Here is a 16213-nt window from a genome sequence, read left to right on the forward strand (position 1 = left end):
ATTATTAAACTAAAAATAAATAAATTAAAATCGAAGAAACTCCTATTACAAAAGCAAAAAGATACAATCCAATACTTCCGTTCTGGATTAATTTCCCTTGATTCCCTATTTCGTTTGCCAATTTTCCTAAGCCAAAAATAAATCCTGAAACAGCTTCTTCAACATACTTTCTGCAGAAGTGTGATACCTTATACAATGGATTTACAAAAACAGCATCATACGCTTCATCGACATAGTATTTATTATACAACACTTTTGCAATCCCTTTAATCTCTGAATCTTCGTCCGGAATTTGATTTTGTTTGATGTATTTAGAGTAAGCCATTCCGATTCCAAGCAATGCTCCTGCTGTAGCAATCGCCATAAGCATGTATTCGGTTGTCCCCAAATGATGCGCTTCATGCGAAACTTTACTGAAAAGCGGCTCCAGATAATGATTTAACCAACTGTTTCCAGGCAAACTAATTAATCCGCCAATAGCAGCTAAAAACGCAAGAATAATCAATGGAATCGTAATTAAACTTGGACTTTCATGCAAATGATGTTTTTGTTCTTCTGTTCCTCTGAATTCTTTAAAGAAAGTCAGATACATTAATCTGAACATATAAAAAGCAGTCATTATTGATGCGATAGAACCAATTACCCAAAGCACAATATTCCCATGAAAAGCTGTCATTAAGATTTCATCTTTAGACCAAAAACCTGCAAATGGAAAAATCCCCGCAATAGCCAAAGTAGAAATCATCATGGTCCAGAATGTAATTGGCATGGCTTTTTTCAACCCACCCATTCTTCTCATATCCTGTTCTCCATGCAAAGCGTGAATAACAGAACCTGAGCCCAAGAACAAACAAGCTTTAAAAAAAGCATGTGTAATTACGTGAAAAACAGCCACTTCATAAGCTCCAAGACCTAAAGCCAAAAACATCAATCCTAATTGAGAGACCGTAGAATAGGCCAATACTTTCTTGATGTCATTTTGAACCAATCCGATAGAAGCAGCGACCAATGCCGTAACAGCTCCTACAACTGCAATAATATCCTGGATATACGGCGTAAGATCGAATAGAAAATTCATTCTTGTCACCATAAAAATACCGGCAGTAACCATCGTTGCAGCGTGTATTAAAGCAGAAACCGGCGTAGGCCCGGCCATCGCATCCGGCAACCATGTATATAATGGAATCTGCGCAGACTTCCCGCAGGCTCCTATAAACAGACACAATGCCGCTACAGAAAGTAATGGATTGGATAAAATAGCACTATTGCTCAGAATTCCTGTTTTAAGTGCGGTATAATCTAATGTGTTGAATAAGTATCCTAAAATGAACAGTCCGATTAACAAACCTAAGTCTCCAATTCTGTTCATGATAAACGCCTTCTTGGCAGCGTCGTTGTACTCTTGATTTTTATACCAAAAACCAATCAAAAGGTAAGAGCATAATCCGACACCTTCCCAGCCAATAAACAGGATTAACAAGTTACTTCCCATAACCAATGTGATCATGAAAAACACAAACAAATTCAGATAAGCAAAAAACTTATGCATATTTTCGTCATCGTGCATATAACTGATGGAATACATATGAATCAATGTTCCGATTCCAGTCACAAAAAGCAGCCAAAGAACAGACAATTGATCTAATAAAAACGAAAAGTCAATATTGAATTTTTCTAAAGAAATCCATTGGAATAAATTAACCTGCACTGGTTGTCCATTCGATTGGATCAAAGCGAAGAAATAAGTCGTTGCAAAAAAGGAAATCAAAACAGACAAAGTTCCAATAATTCCTGAAATCGATTTTCCTGCTTTTTTCCCTAAAAAAACATTGAATAAAAACCCGCACAACGGGGCTAACAATAATACTAAAGCTAAATTTTTTTCCATTAGTATTTATCCTTTTAAATTTTTTAAATTATCGATATCAATAGAACTCAAGTTTCTGAAAATCGATACTAATATAGCTAGTCCTACAGCAACTTCGGCAGCAGCCACAGCCATAGAGAAGAATACGAATACTTGTCCCTGAGCATCCTGATGATACGTCGAAAAAGCCACAAAAAGCAAGTTAACAGCATTCAGCATAATTTCGATAGACATAAACATGATGATGGCATTTCTTCTGTACAAAACACCAAAAATCCCAATGCAGAAAAGAATCACACTTAAATAAATGTAGTTTTCAATTCCTATTTCTTGTAAAATATTATTCATTTATTGAATTGATTTTTCTTTTTTAGACAACAACACAGCTCCAATCATCGCTACCAGCAATAAAACAGAAGCAAATTCGAACGGCACCATATATTCGTTAAGCAATACTTTACCTAATACTTTTATAGATTGAAAATCCTGACCTGTTTGCTTGTATTCTTTGATAATTGGCATTGCTTTAATAAATACCGCCAACATGATAAAGCAGATCAATCCAAAAGAAATTACTGCGGCCAGTTTGGTTGCCCATTTTTTATGCGGCTCGCCTTCTTTGTTTAAATTCATCAGCATGATCGTAAATAAAAACAAAACCATGATGGCTCCTGAATAAACTATGACATGAACGATAGCAAGAAACTGTGCATTAAACAGCAAATAATGGCCTGCTACCGTAAAGAAACAGATTACTAAATAAATAGCACTGTGAATAGGGTTTTTACTAATGATAGTTAAAAGTGCAGTCGCAATAGTAATTGCCGATAGAAAGTAAAATATAATAAGTAATGTTGACATTAGTTAGCGTTTTTAAGTTGAGCATTTTTCATAGCCATATCCAGTGGCATAACTAATTTATCTTTTCCGAAAATGAAATCTTCTCTTTCGTAATTTGAAGGAACCAATACTTTAGACGTTGTTAAGTAAATAGCATCTTTCGGACAGGCTTCTTCACATAATCCGCAGAAAATACAACGCAACATATTGATTTCGTAAATTTCTGCATATTTCTCTTCACGATACAGGTGTTTTTCATTTGATTTACGCTCTGCTGCTTTCATCGTAATAGCTTCAGCAGGACAAGAAAGCGCGCACAAGCCACAAGCCGTACAATTTTCGCGACCTTGCTCATCACGCTTCAACATATGCTGTCCGCGATACACAGGGCTCATTTCACGAACTTGTTCCGGATAATGAATCGTTACTTTTTTTCTGAAGAAGTGTTTAATCGTAATTAACAATCCTTTGACAATTGCTACTAAATACAAGCTTTCCCAAAAAGTCATCTCTTTGTGTGAAACGTCTTTTTTTCTGCCTGATAATGATATATTTTGTATAGTTACTGACATAAATTTCTTATTTAAAAGCTAAAAGGCAAACTCCGGTTATCATAATATTGATAATGGCCAATGGGATTAAAATTCTCCATCCTAAATGCATTAACTGATCGTATCTGAAACGCGGAATCGTCCAACGCACCCACATATAGAAGAAGATGAAACCGCAAATTTTGATAAACAAAGCCAGAATACCTAAAACATTAGCTGTATTTACACCCACGTTTTCAGCCATCCATTGCATTCCCGGATAATTGTAACTTCCGAAGAATAAAATAGCCAAAATAGCCGATGAGATAAACATATTAGCATATTCAGCAAATAAATAGAATCCCATTTTCATGGAGGAATATTCTGTATGGTACCCTCCAATTAATTCTGATTCACATTCTGCTAAATCGAAAGGTGTTCTATTGGTTTCCGCAAAAGCACAGATTAAAAATATCAGAAAAGAAAGCGGTTGTTTAAAAACATTCCAGGAAAACCAATTTTCTCCCCAAAAACCTGCCTGTTGCACAGAAATTTCTTTTAAGCTTAAAGTTCCTGTCATCATCAACAACGCAATCATTGACAATCCCATAGCTACTTCATACGATACCATTTGTGAAGCCGCACGAACCGCTCCCATCAAAGAGAACTTATTATTAGAAGCCCAACCACCAATCATAATTCCATATACACCTACTGAAATTACCCCAAAAATGTACAATAAAGACACATCAATATCTGTTGCCTGCAAAGTAATATCTCTTCCAAAAAGGTGTAGTTTATCACCCCAAGGAATTACTGCACTCGTCATTAAAGCCGTACTCATTGCGATACCCGGCCCTATGATAAACAAAAATCTATTAGGAGTGTTTGGGAAAAATTCTTCTTTTGAAAATAATTTCAAACCGTCGGCAAGTGGCTGTAATAAACCTCCGAAACCGGCACGATTTGGCCCAACCCTATCTTGTAAAAATGCAGCTACTTTACGTTCTGCCCAAGTAGAATACATGGCAAAAATCATCGTTATGGCAAATACTGTTACAATGACAACGCTTTTTTCTATAATAAATGCACTATCCATTTTTCTTAGTGTTGATTAAGTTACCATCAATTTTTTCGTTGTAATCAATTTCAGCCATACTGATTTTCTTTCTATCGATATCTCTACCGTCTAAGATTCCTTTTTCGGTTTCGATGATTACTTTTTCTAATTTTTGAGTGTAATTGTTTTGATTGATTACAGAATCTTTTTCAAATTCACGAGGTCCTTCAATTGTCCAGTCTTCCACGTTTTTATGATCAAAACGACATCCATTACAAATGAATTCTTCAACTTCATGGTACACGTCTTTACGACCTGTAACACGTTGGATTTCACCTCCGAACATCCAAACAGTTGTTTTTCCGCAGCATTTATCACAATCTCTGTGTGCATTATATGGTTTATTAAACCAAACTCTTGACTTGAAACGGAAAGTCTTATCGGTTAAAGCACCAACAGGACAAACATCAATCATATTCCCGGAAAACTCATTGTCAATTGCTTTTGAAATACAAGTTGAAATATTGGCATGATCACCACGATCCATTACACCATGAACACGATTGTCAGTCAATTGATCCGCTACCTGAACGCATCTTTGACATAAGATACAACGGTTCATATGCAGTTGAATATTCGGACCGATATCTTCCGGCTCGAATGTTCTTTTTTCTTCAATAAAACGGGATTTTGGATTTCCGTGTTCGAAACTTAAATTCTGTAAATCACACTCACCAGCCTGATCACAAACAGGGCAATCCAAAGGATGGTTGATTAACAGGAATTCCGTCACTGATTTTCTGGCTTCTTCTACTCTTGGTGAAGATTTGCTGTTTACTTCCATTCCGTCCATACAGCCGGTTACACAAGACGCCATCAATTTTGGCATAGGTCTTGGATCCGCTTCGCTGCCTTTCGCAACTTCTACTAAACAACAACGGCATTTTCCGCCGCTGCCTTTTAATTTTGAGTAATAACACATGGCTGGCGGCACTAATTCGCCACCAATCATACGTGCAGCCTGCAGGATGGTTGTTCCTGGTTCTACTTCTATACTTTGACCGTCTATTGTTACTTTCATAACTCTTATTGTAAAGCTTCAGCGATTTACATCACGCCACTTTCGACTAAATTTATACTGTTACTTTTGACACTAAATGCTTTACTTTCTCGAAAGGCTCAGCTACAAAGTGATCTCTGTTTTTTATTTTTTCGGGGAAACGAACGTGGTATTCAAATTCTTCTCTAAAGTGACGAATTGCTGCTGCCACTGGCCAAGACGCTGCATCACCTAAAGGACAAATCGTATTTCCTTCAATTTTACTTTGAATACTCCACAATAATTCGATATCCTCTTCACGACCTGAACCGGTTTCGATTCTGTGTAATATTTTTTCCAACCATCCTGTCCCTTCACGGCAAGGCGTACATTGTCCGCAAGATTCGTGGTGGTAAAAACGGGCAAAATTCCATGTGTTTCTTACAATACAAGCTGTATCATCGTATACGATAAATCCACCTGAACCCAACATCGAACCCGTAGCGAACCCACCATCAGATAACGACTCATACGTCATTAAACGATCTGTTCCAGCTGCTGTTTTGTAAATTAAATGTTCCGGTAAAATCGGCACGGAAGAACCTCCAGGCACTAAAGCTTTCAAGGGTCTGTCAGTACTCATTCCGCCTAAGTATTCGTCTGAATTCATGAATTCATAAACGCTGATTCCCATTTCAATTTCATAAACTCCAGGATTTTTGATATTTCCTGAAGCCGAAATTAATTTGGTTCCCGTAGAACGTTCAATACCGATTTTGGCATATTCAGCACCGGAATTATTTACAATCCAAGGCACTGCAGAAATAGTCTCCACATTATTTACTACTGTAGGATTTCCCCAAAGTCCTGAAACTGCAGGAAATGGTGGTTTAATACGAGGATTTCCTCTTTTTCCTTCCAATGATTCAATCAATGCAGTTTCTTCACCACAAATGTAGGCTCCACCACCAATTTGAACATATAATTCCAAATCATAGCCGGTTCCTAATATATTTTTACCCAACCAACCGGCAGCTTTTGCTTCAGCGATGGCTCTTTCTAAAATTTTGTAAATCCACATATATTCTCCACGAATATAAATGTAAGATAGGTTGGCACCCAAAGCATAACTTGAGGTAATCATTCCTTCAATTAGTAAATGAGGAATAAATTCCATCAAATAACGGTCTTTGAATGTTCCTGGTTCCGATTCATCGGCATTACAAACCAAATGACGTGGTTTTCCTGATTTTTTATCGATAAAACTCCATTTCATTCCCGCTGGGAAACCCGCTCCTCCACGGCCACGAATTCCTGAAGTTTTTACTTCTTCCACCACTTCATCAGGTGTCAATGTTTTCAAGGCTTTCTCTACAGATGCATAACCGCCTTCACGACGATATACTTCGTAAGTTTTAATGCCTGGAACATTTATTTTGTCTAATAATATTTTTCTTGACATCTTATTTATCGTGTAATATTATTTTATTGTCTTTACAATCAGCAATTAACTGATCAATTTTTGCCTCTGTTAAATGTTCCTGGTAGAAATCTCCCAATTGCATCATTGGTGCATAACCGCAAGCTCCCAGACATTCCACACCGCGAACTTCAAACATACCGTCAGCGGTAGGTTCTCCAATTTTAACTCCTAACTTATTACAGGTATAATCCATTAAGTTTTCGATTCCATTCAGACAACATGGGGATGTATGACAGAATTCGAACATGTATTTACCAATTGGTCTTTGGTTAAACATGGTATAGAAAGTTACCACTTCGTATACTTCAACAGGTTTAATCCCTAAAATTTCAGCAACTTTGTCTTGCAATTCGATACTCAACCAGTTGTCGTGAGCGTCTTGAACTTCGTGCAAAACGGGCAATAATGCCGATTTTCTTTTATCATCCGGATAATGACTCGTCAATTCATTGATACGGGTCATCAATGCTTCCGTGATGTTTATGTTTTGTTTGATCTGCGTTTTTTCCATAATTATTAAGCGTCTAACTCGCCGGCAATTACATTAAGACTTGATAATATTACGATGGCATCCGATAATAATGCTCCTTTAATCATTTCAGGATACGCCTGATAGTATATAAAACATGGACGACGGAAATGCAATCTGTAAGGCGTACGGCTTCCATCGGTAATTAAATAAAATCCTAATTCCCCGTTACCGCCTTCAACAGCATGATAAATTTCAGCTACAGGAACCGGAACTTCACCCATTACAATTTTGAAATGATAAATCAAGGCTTCCATATTATTGTATACATCTTCTTTTGGAGGAAGATAATAATCCGGAACTTCTGCATGATAGACATTTCCTTCCGGCATTTTATCCAATGCCTGACGGATAATGCTCAAACTTTCCCAAACTTCTGCATTACGAACGCAGAAACGATCGTAAGTATCACCTGATTTCCCTACAGGAACGATAAATTCAAAATCCTCATAAGAAGAATACGGTTCAGCCACACGGACATCATAATCAACACCTGCAGCACGTAAGTTTGGACCTGTAAATCCGTAAGCCATGGCACTTTCAGCAGAAATCGGACCTACATTTACGGTTCTGTCAATAAAAATTCTGTTTCTTTCGAAAAGGTTTTCAAATTCTTTCCAAGCTATCGGGAATTCTTCCAGAAAAACGTCTAATTTTCTAAAAGCTTCTTCCGACCAATCTCTTTCGAAACCGCCAAGTCGTCCCATATTAGTTGTTAAACGGGCTCCGCAAATCTCTTCGTAGATTTCGTAAATTTTTTCCCTGAATTGGAATACATATAAGAAACCGGTATAAGCTCCTGTATCAACGCCTAGAATCGAATTACAGATAATATGATCTGTAATACGTGCCAATTCCATGACAATAACTCTTAAATACTGAGCACGTTTCGGCACTTCGATATTCAGCAGTTTTTCTAAAGTCATCCACCACGCCATATTATTAATAGGCGACGAACAATAATTCATTCTGTCCGTTAAAGGGGTGATTTGGTAAAAAGGGCGGTTTTCGGCGATTTTTTCAAAAGCTCGGTGAATGTAACCAATTGTTGGCTCGGCATCTAAAATACGTTCTCCATCCATCAACAGAATATTTTGAAAAATACCGTGAGTAGCTGGGTGAGTTGGCCCTAAATTCAGGATGGAAAGCTCGCTTCCGTCTTCGTTTAGTTTCTCTTTAATTATTTTAGCATATCGATGCTCTGGTGGTAATAATAGTTCTGACATTTATTTAAATGTGAAAAATTATGTAAATATTTTTTAAGAATTTGTCTGGGTTCTTCCAAAAAACCTATCGTCTTTGTCTGTTCTTCCGGAATCTTCCAATGGGAATTCTTTTCGCATTGGAAAAGAAACCATTTCATCCATATTGAGGATTCTCTTTAATTGCGGGTGACCGATGAAATTGATTCCGAAGAAATCGTACGTTTCACGCTCCATCCAATTGGCGCCTGCAAAAACAGTTGAGATTGTTTTTATCTCCGGATTTTGTCCGTTAATAAAGCTTTTGATTCTGATGCGTTTGTTTTCAATCCAGTTATGCAAGTGGTAAACAACAGCAAACTGCTCGTTTACATCACTATCCGGATAATGAACTCCACATAAATCTGTTAAAAAGTGGAAATTCAATGTTTCTTCGTTCTTCAAAAACAGAATTACTGAAGTTATTTTATCTGATGAAACATCGAAAGTAAAAATATCTTTTTCCTGGCGGAAATGCATTACGCTTTCTCCAAAGGTTTCAGTTAATTTATCTTGAATTTGGGTGTTTTCTAAAGCCATGTTCTTACTTAATGTTATAAGATGCTAATAGTTCTTGGTATTCCGGCGAACTGCGACGACGAACCGATTCTGATTTGACCAATTCCTGCAAACGCATTACACCATCCACGATTTGTTCCGGTCTTGGCGGGCAGCCTGGAACGTAAACATCAACCGGGATTACTTTGTCTATTCCCTGTAAAACAGAATACGTATCAAAGATTCCTCCTGAAGACGCACAAGCTCCTACAGCAATTACCCATCTGGGCTCAGCCATTTGTTCGTAAACCTGACGTAAAATAGGTGCCATTTTTTTTGAAATAGTTCCCATGACCATTAGCATGTCTGCCTGACGAGGAGAAAAACTCACACGCTCAGATCCGAAACGCGCTAAATCATAATGCGAAGCCATTGTTGCCATAAACTCAATTCCGCAACATGATGTCGCAAAGGGTAATGGCCACATAGAATTGGCACGGGCTAAACCTACAACATCATTTAATTTTGTTGCAAAAAAACCTTCACCTGATACTCCTTCCGGAGCTTCTACTATGTTTATATCTGAATTGCTCATTTTAATATTTTAATTATTAAGTTATGAAAAATCACTACTTAAATATAAGAAAAAAAATCGACTTTTATTCCCATTCAAGGGCCTTCTTTTTGATAATATAGAAAAATCCGATTAACAATAACGACATGAAAATCACCATTTTAATCATTCCTTCCATTCCTAAATCCTTAAAATTGATAGCCCAAGGATATAAGAAAATAACCTCAACATCAAAAAGAACAAATAAAATAGCTACAAGGAAATATTTTACAGAAAACGGGATTCTCGCATTTCCGATAGATTCTATACCGCTTTCAAAGTTTTTATCTTTATTTTCGGAAGATCTTTTCGGGCCTAAAAGACTAGAACCAAATATGGTTAAGGCCACAAACCCTACCGCAAGTCCCAATTGCATTAAAATAGGTATATAATCAAATTGATTTGTATGCATGCTGCAAAAAAATTAGTTTTTATCACTTACAAAGATACATGGCTGGAATTAAATCACAATTAAAAATGGCAATTTCGGTAAAAAAAATGCCTTTAAAGGAGTTATTTTTATTATTTCTAAATAAGGCCTTGTATAATAATACTGTTTTGTCGTATTTTATTGATAAAAAAGCAAAATTTAACAGTGAAACTCTTAGAAAACTGAAGATTAAATTTATTTTGAAAAATATTAAAAAAAGCAGAAAAATTTTACCAATTTGGTATTAGTTTTGATGTAGTTTAAAAGAACTTTTAACCAATTATTTATCCTTAAATTCTTTAATCAAAATGAAAACGAAAAATTTTGTTTGCGTGTTTATTGCTGTTCTTATTTTTCAAGCTTGTGGCAGAAAATCAGCCGCCGATTTTAATTCAGACTTTTCATTATTTAAGGGTATAATTACAAATTTCACTGGAGGAATAGTCTCGGCCCAGTCGGATATACGAGTCGTCATGGCTTTTGACAAAAAAGAGTGGAAAGCCAATACCATTTTAGACAGCGATTTATTTGATATTTCGCCAAGCGTTGATGGAAAAATTGTCGCACTATCCAGCAACACCATTGCTTTTATTCCTGAAAAAAAGCTGGCTCCGGATACAGAATACCAAGTCACACTGAAACTGAACAAATTAATGACCGTCAAAAAAGAACTGTCTGAATTCTGTTTTACAGTTAAAACCCTAAAACAGGACTTCTTGGTTACAACTCAAGACATACAATCCTATAGTAAAGATTACCAATATTTAAACGGAACCTTAAAAACAGCCGACAACATCGATTTTGAAACAGCTGCAAAACTAGTAACAGCCCAACAAAAAGGAAAAAATCTTGCCGTAAAATTCATCAAATCCCAAAGCAACGCTACGGAATTCAAATTCATTATCGACAGCATTCAGCGTTTCGATGAAGACACAAAAATTCAAATCGCCTATGACGGAAATGATTTTGATATTGACCAAAAAGGAGAAATCGAATATACTATTATTGGAAAAGACAACTTTAAAGTGGTTGATGTTATCATTCCCGAAGGAGAAAACCAAACGCTGTTAATCAATTTTTCCGATGCTTTGCAAAAAGGCCAGGATTTTAAAGGATTAGTTTCCATTCAAAATGCCAAAAACCTAAAGTTTGCCACTCAAGGAAACGTCTTGAAAGTCTTTTTTAATAATGAAGTTCCTCAAAACACACCTCAACCCCAGCAAGTCACAGAAACCATCGAAGCTGTTGTAGATACGGCAGCAGTTGCAATAGATAGCGCTGCAGCAATTGTAGAAACAGCAGCAACTGCCGTAGAAGACGTAGAATATGAGGAACCCGAGACAGTTACCGAGCAAGTAACAAATGGCAATATCTTAGTGGAGGTCTTTCAAGGTATAGAAAGTGAAAACGGCTATAAAATGAAGCAGAATTTCACCACTTCCATTTCATTTGATCAGATAAAACCTAGTGTCAAATTCACAAAAAACGGCACCATATTACCTAGTTCGAATAATCTAAAGATCAATTTTGAAGCTGTAAATCTAAGCGCTGTTGATGTTAAAGTCTATAAGATATATAAAAATAATATTCTCCAATTCTTACAATACAATCAATTAAATGGCGCGCAAAATCTAAAAAAAGTAGCACAGCCTATAGCTAAAAGCACTATCAATCTGAAGGAAAACAGGCTGGTTAATTTTGCCGAATGGAATACGTTTGCATTGGATTTATCCAAAATCATCACGCCGGAACCGGGGGCCATTTATCGTGTAGAATTTTCATTTAAGAAAAAATACTCTCTATATAAATGTGACAATCCACAAACAGATGAAGAAGAAACAGAAGAGGAAGAAGTTGATGAAAACGATGTAAACTACAGCGGAAACAACTACGATGATTACTATTACGAAGATTACGACTGGCGCGAAAGCCAAGATGCCTGCACATCTTCTTATTTTTATAACACAACAATCGGCACAAACATTCTTGCTTCCGATTTAGGTGTTATTGCCAAACGGGGTGAAAACAAGTCCTATTTATTTGCTGTAAATAACATTGTAACAACAGAACCTGTTTCGAATGCAAGGATTGAATTGTATAATTTCCAACAGCAAAAATTAGCTGTCGAAGCAACAAACAGCGAAGGAATAGCCGAATTTCAACTGGATAAATTTGCTTATTTTGCTACTGTCACGCAGGGAACACAATCTACCTATCTAAAACTGGATGACGGAAATTCGCTTTCAGTAAGTAATTTCGATGTTGCAGGAGAAGCGTTGCAAAAAGGACTAAAAGGTTATATTTATGGAGAACGCGGCGTTTGGAGGCCGGGTGACAACCTATATCTTTCTTTTATTTTCAACGATGCTGCTAATAAATTACCCAAAACACATCCTATCAAATTCAGATTGTCAAATCCTAATGGAAAGGTAACTTATCAAACGGTTCAAAAATCAAATGAACTCAACCACTACAGCTTTATTGTGCCAACAAATTCGGATGATCCAACCGGGAATTGGGAAGCAATGGTGAGTGTTGGTGGTGCAAAATTCTACAAAAGCATTAAAATCGAAACCATCAAGCCAAATCGTTTAAAGATCAAAAATGTTTTCAAAAACGCGGTGCTTTCTTCTTCTTATCCAAACACAAGCAACCTACAGGTCAATTGGCTTCATGGGGCTGTAGCCAAAGATTTAAAAGTTGAAATGCAAGCTAAATTTTCACAACAAACAACCACTTTCAAAGGATACACCAACTATGTTTTTGATGATTTAGTACGTCAGTTTGGCACCGAAGAAATAAATGTTTTCTCAGGAAAAGTGAATGGTACCGGAAAAGCTTCTGTTGTTATTGACCCGAAATTACAAGGTCAGGCTCCGGGTATGCTAAAAGCCGCTTTCATCACAAAAGTATATGAAGAAGGTGGTGATTTCAGCACGGATGTAATAGCTACAACCTATTCACCTTACAAAACGTATGTAGGCTTAAAATTACCTGCATTGACAAAATATGAAATGCTTGAAACCAGAACTAATAATCGCTTTGATGTTGTTACCGTTGATGAAAACGGCCGTCCAAAATCAGTTAAAAATCTGGAAGTAAAAGTATTTAAAGTAGAATGGCGCTGGTGGTGGGATGCCTCAAATGATAATTTATCGAATTACAACTCATCCGATGCAACAACTTCGTACAAAACATTTAGGGTAAATACCGATGCAAACGGAAAAGGAACTTTTCAATTCGCGCTTTCTGATGAAGAATGGGGCCGTTACATGATTCGAATAACAGATCCTAACGATGGGCATGCGACAGCACAAACCGTAAACATTGACTGGCCAGTCTGGTCCGGAAAAACCAGAAACACAGATGCTTCAACGGCGAATATGCTTGTTTTTTCTACAGATAAGAAGGATTATGCCGTTGGAGAAAAAGCCCAAATTTCCTTCCCGTCAAGTGAAGGTGGCCGTGCTTTAATTTCGATTGAAAACGGAGCAAAAGTAGTACAGACTATTTGGGCAAAAACAACAAAAGGAGAAACAAAAGTTACAGTACCAATAACTGCTACAATGGCACCAAATGTGTACTTCAACATCACATTACTACAACCGCACGCTTCTACCAAAAATGATTCTCCAATACGAATGTATGGCATCCTTCCTATTGAGGTAATTGACAAGAACACCATTCTTGAACCGAAGATAGCAATGCCTGACGTTTTGAAACCGGAGCAAACCTTTAACGTAAATGTAAGTGAGAAATCAGGCAAGGAAATGACCTATACAATTGCTGTAGTAGATGAAGGATTATTAGATTTAACCCGATTTAAAACACCTAACGCTTGGGATAGTTTTTATGTACGTGAAGCACTTGGAGTAAAAACATGGGATATTTACGACGATGTCATCGGTGCTTATGGCGGAAAAGTAAATCAGATTTTCAGTATTGGTGGCGATCAGGATTTAGGTGGCGGAAAAGCTAAAAAAGCAAACCGATTCAAACCGGTGGTCATCTATCTCGGCCCATTCAAATTAGAAAAAGGACAAACAAAAACACATCAGTTGAAGTTACCAAAATATATTGGTTCAGTAAGAACAATGATTGTGGCCGGTGATGCGAACACAAGTGCTTATGGAAGCGTGGAAAAAGCTACGCCTGTACGCAGTCCTTTGATGGCTTTGGCTTCGTTACCGAGAAAAATTTCACCTTCGGAAAAAGTTACTATACCAGTTACCATTTTCGCAATGGAAAACCATGTGAAAAATGTTTCGGTGCAAATCAAAACCAGTGCCGGATTACGAATTGTTGGAAAAGCAATCCAAAACCTGACTTTTACCAGTCCGGATGAAAAAATGACTTATTTCAATCTGGAAGTAGGCGCAACAACAGGCATAGGAAAAATCGAAGTGATTGCAACTTCAGGCAAAGAAAGATCAACATATGATGTTGAGATTGATATGACCAATCCAAATCCTGTTACTAACATATATTCTGATATTATTTTAAACCCGAATAGCTCCAAAACTATTTCCTGGAAAACTTTTGGCGTAGCCGGAAGCAACAAAGCCAGAATTGAAGTTTCCTCGATGCCATCGGTTAATTTTAACGGAAGACTTCAATACCTGATTCAATACCCGCATGGCTGTGTGGAACAGACTACTTCTTCTGTTTTCCCTCAACTGTATTTAAATGATATTGCAGATATAGATGCTAATCGCAAGTCTCTAATCCAGAAAAACGTAACCGCCGGAATTACAAGATTGGGCGGATTTCAACTAGCTAATGGTGGAATGTCCTATTGGCCAGGAGAGGGTTCTGCTGACGATTGGGGAAGTTCTTATGCCGGTCATTTCTTAATTGAAGCGGAGAAGAAAGGGTATGTTTTGCCGATAAATTTCAAATCAAAATGGATTTCCTACCAGCAAAAAGAAGCTAAAAAATGGCGATTTGAAGCTAAATACGGTAATGATTTTGCGCAAGCCTACCGTCTTTATACTTTGGCACTTGCCGGATCACCGGATTTATCATCCATGAACAGACTAAGAGAAACAAATGGTATTTCTAACGAAAGTAAATTAAGATTAGCAGCAGCGTACGCTTTGGCTGGCCAAAAACAAGCCGGAATGTCTTTATTATTAAAGAGCAAAATCGACGAGGAAAACAACCACTATAATTATTACTATTATGGATCCGGCGACAGAAATCGTGCAATGACATTGGAAACGCTTATTTTATTAGGACAGAAGCCAAAAGCATTTACAATGGCCAATACCTTAGCTAAAGCCATGTCTGCCGATCAATGGATGAGTACGCAAACTACGGCATACTGCTTGTATTCGATGTCGAAATTTGCACAGTTCAATGGTGGAAAGGGTGTTAATGTGCAATTTAGTAATGGCGGAAAAAATATTCTCATCAATACTAATAAATCGTTAGCTGAGAGAAATCTGACCATCAAAAGCGGAGCAAACGGAGTTACTATTAAGAATAATAAAAACAACACCTTGTATGTTCGTGTCTTAAATTCCGGAATTTTACCTGTTGGTCAAGAACAAGTCGTTCAAAGTAATCTTTCGGCTACTATTGTTTTCAAAAACAGAAAAGGGCAAGTAATAAAAGTTTCCAAGATCAATCAGGGAACCGAATTCATTGCTGAAGTTACCCTTAGAAATGAGAAAAACGAACGTGTGGAAAATGTGGCGCTTTCACAAATCCTGCCTTCAGGCTTCGAGATTGTAAACACCCGTTTTACTGATTTTGGAGATGCGACCAACAATATTGCCGATTATATAGACATCCGGGATGACAGAACCAATTTCTATTTTCCGCTAGCAGCCGGCGAGACAAAAGTGTTCCGAATCCTGCTTAATGCTTCCTATCTTGGAAATTATTACTTACCTGGGTTGCAATGCGAAGCCATGTACGATCATACTTTCCTGGCCAGAACAAAAGGACAATGGGTTGAAGTGGTAAAATAATTTTTTTAACCGCAAAGAGACAAAGAAAACGCAGAGTTCGCAAAGTATTTAAATACTGTTTGGCGAACTTTGCGTAAATTCTTGCGGCCTTCGCGGTTATTATTTCAA

14 protein-coding genes are annotated in these 16213 nt (G+C 37.1%); 2 read left to right on the top strand and 12 right to left on the bottom strand.

The window, feature by feature from the left end:
• Positions 1-4: 4 nt before the first annotated feature.
• From nuoL to ACRDEC_RS08975, 12 genes are all read right to left on the bottom strand, one after another.
• Complete coding sequence (nuoL, locus tag ACRDEC_RS08920) at positions 5-1888, bottom strand: NADH-quinone oxidoreductase subunit L (protein ID WP_431497988.1); 1884 nt, start codon at positions 1886-1888, stop codon at positions 5-7.
• Between the two features lie 6 nt (positions 1889-1894).
• Complete coding sequence (gene nuoK / locus ACRDEC_RS08925) at positions 1895-2215, bottom strand: NADH-quinone oxidoreductase subunit NuoK (protein WP_431497989.1); 321 nt, start codon at positions 2213-2215, stop codon at positions 1895-1897.
• Positions 2216-2728, bottom strand: a complete 513-nt coding sequence (locus ACRDEC_RS08930; protein WP_431497990.1) for an NADH-quinone oxidoreductase subunit J family protein — start codon at positions 2726-2728, stop codon at positions 2216-2218. It lies immediately after the preceding gene.
• Positions 2728-3279 carry a NuoI/complex I 23 kDa subunit family protein gene (locus tag ACRDEC_RS08935; RefSeq protein ID WP_431497991.1) on the bottom strand — a complete coding sequence of 184 codons (552 nt, stop codon included), beginning with the start codon at positions 3277-3279 and terminating at the stop codon, positions 2728-2730. Before ACRDEC_RS08935 ends, ACRDEC_RS08930 begins: the two co-directional genes overlap by 1 nt.
• Positions 3280-3286: 7 nt before the next feature.
• Positions 3287-4336, bottom strand: a complete 1050-nt coding sequence (gene nuoH / locus ACRDEC_RS08940; protein ID WP_431497992.1) for an NADH-quinone oxidoreductase subunit NuoH — start codon at positions 4334-4336, stop codon at positions 3287-3289.
• Positions 4329-5378, bottom strand: a complete 1050-nt coding sequence (locus ACRDEC_RS08945; protein ID WP_431497993.1) for a 2Fe-2S iron-sulfur cluster-binding protein — start codon at positions 5376-5378, stop codon at positions 4329-4331. Before ACRDEC_RS08945 ends, nuoH begins: the two co-directional genes overlap by 8 nt.
• 52 nt (positions 5379-5430) lie before the next feature.
• Positions 5431-6798 (bottom strand): NADH-quinone oxidoreductase subunit NuoF, encoded by a 1368-nt coding sequence (nuoF, locus tag ACRDEC_RS08950; protein WP_431497994.1) that lies wholly within the window; start codon positions 6796-6798, stop codon positions 5431-5433.
• Between the two features lies 1 nt (position 6799).
• Positions 6800-7330, bottom strand: coding sequence for a complex I 24 kDa subunit family protein (locus tag ACRDEC_RS08955; RefSeq protein ID WP_431497995.1), 531 nt, complete (start codon positions 7328-7330; stop codon positions 6800-6802).
• Positions 7331-7335: 5 nt separating this feature from the next.
• Positions 7336-8574, bottom strand: coding sequence for an NADH-quinone oxidoreductase subunit D (locus tag ACRDEC_RS08960; protein ID WP_431497996.1), 1239 nt, complete (start codon positions 8572-8574; stop codon positions 7336-7338).
• Positions 8575-8607: 33 nt separating this feature from the next.
• Positions 8608-9129: an NADH-quinone oxidoreductase subunit C gene (locus ACRDEC_RS08965; RefSeq protein ID WP_431497997.1), complete on the bottom strand. Its 522-nt coding sequence runs from the start codon at positions 9127-9129 to the stop codon at positions 8608-8610.
• A gap of 4 nt (positions 9130-9133) precedes the next feature.
• Positions 9134-9682 (bottom strand): NADH-quinone oxidoreductase subunit B, encoded by a 549-nt coding sequence (locus ACRDEC_RS08970; protein WP_431497998.1) that lies wholly within the window; start codon positions 9680-9682, stop codon positions 9134-9136.
• Positions 9683-9746: 64 nt separating this feature from the next.
• Positions 9747-10112 (bottom strand): NADH-quinone oxidoreductase subunit A, encoded by a 366-nt coding sequence (locus ACRDEC_RS08975; protein WP_431497999.1) that lies wholly within the window; start codon positions 10110-10112, stop codon positions 9747-9749.
• A gap of 38 nt (positions 10113-10150) precedes the next feature.
• On the opposite strand from ACRDEC_RS08975, the gene ACRDEC_RS08980 reads away from it, so the two are divergent.
• Both ACRDEC_RS08980 and ACRDEC_RS08985 read left to right on the top strand, forming a co-directional pair.
• On the top strand, positions 10151-10378 hold the full coding sequence (locus ACRDEC_RS08980) for a hypothetical protein (protein WP_431498000.1): 228 nt from the start codon (positions 10151-10153) through the stop codon (positions 10376-10378).
• A 60-nt stretch (positions 10379-10438) separates the two neighbouring features.
• The gene (locus ACRDEC_RS08985; RefSeq protein WP_431498001.1) at positions 10439-16105 is read left to right on the top strand and encodes an alpha-2-macroglobulin family protein; all 5667 of its coding nucleotides are present in this window, start codon (positions 10439-10441) and stop codon (positions 16103-16105) included.
• Positions 16106-16213: the final 108 nt, after the last annotated feature.

The organism is Flavobacterium sp. (genome assembly GCF_050696275.1).
In the GTDB taxonomy this organism is placed as follows: domain Bacteria; phylum Bacteroidota; class Bacteroidia; order Flavobacteriales; family Flavobacteriaceae; genus Flavobacterium.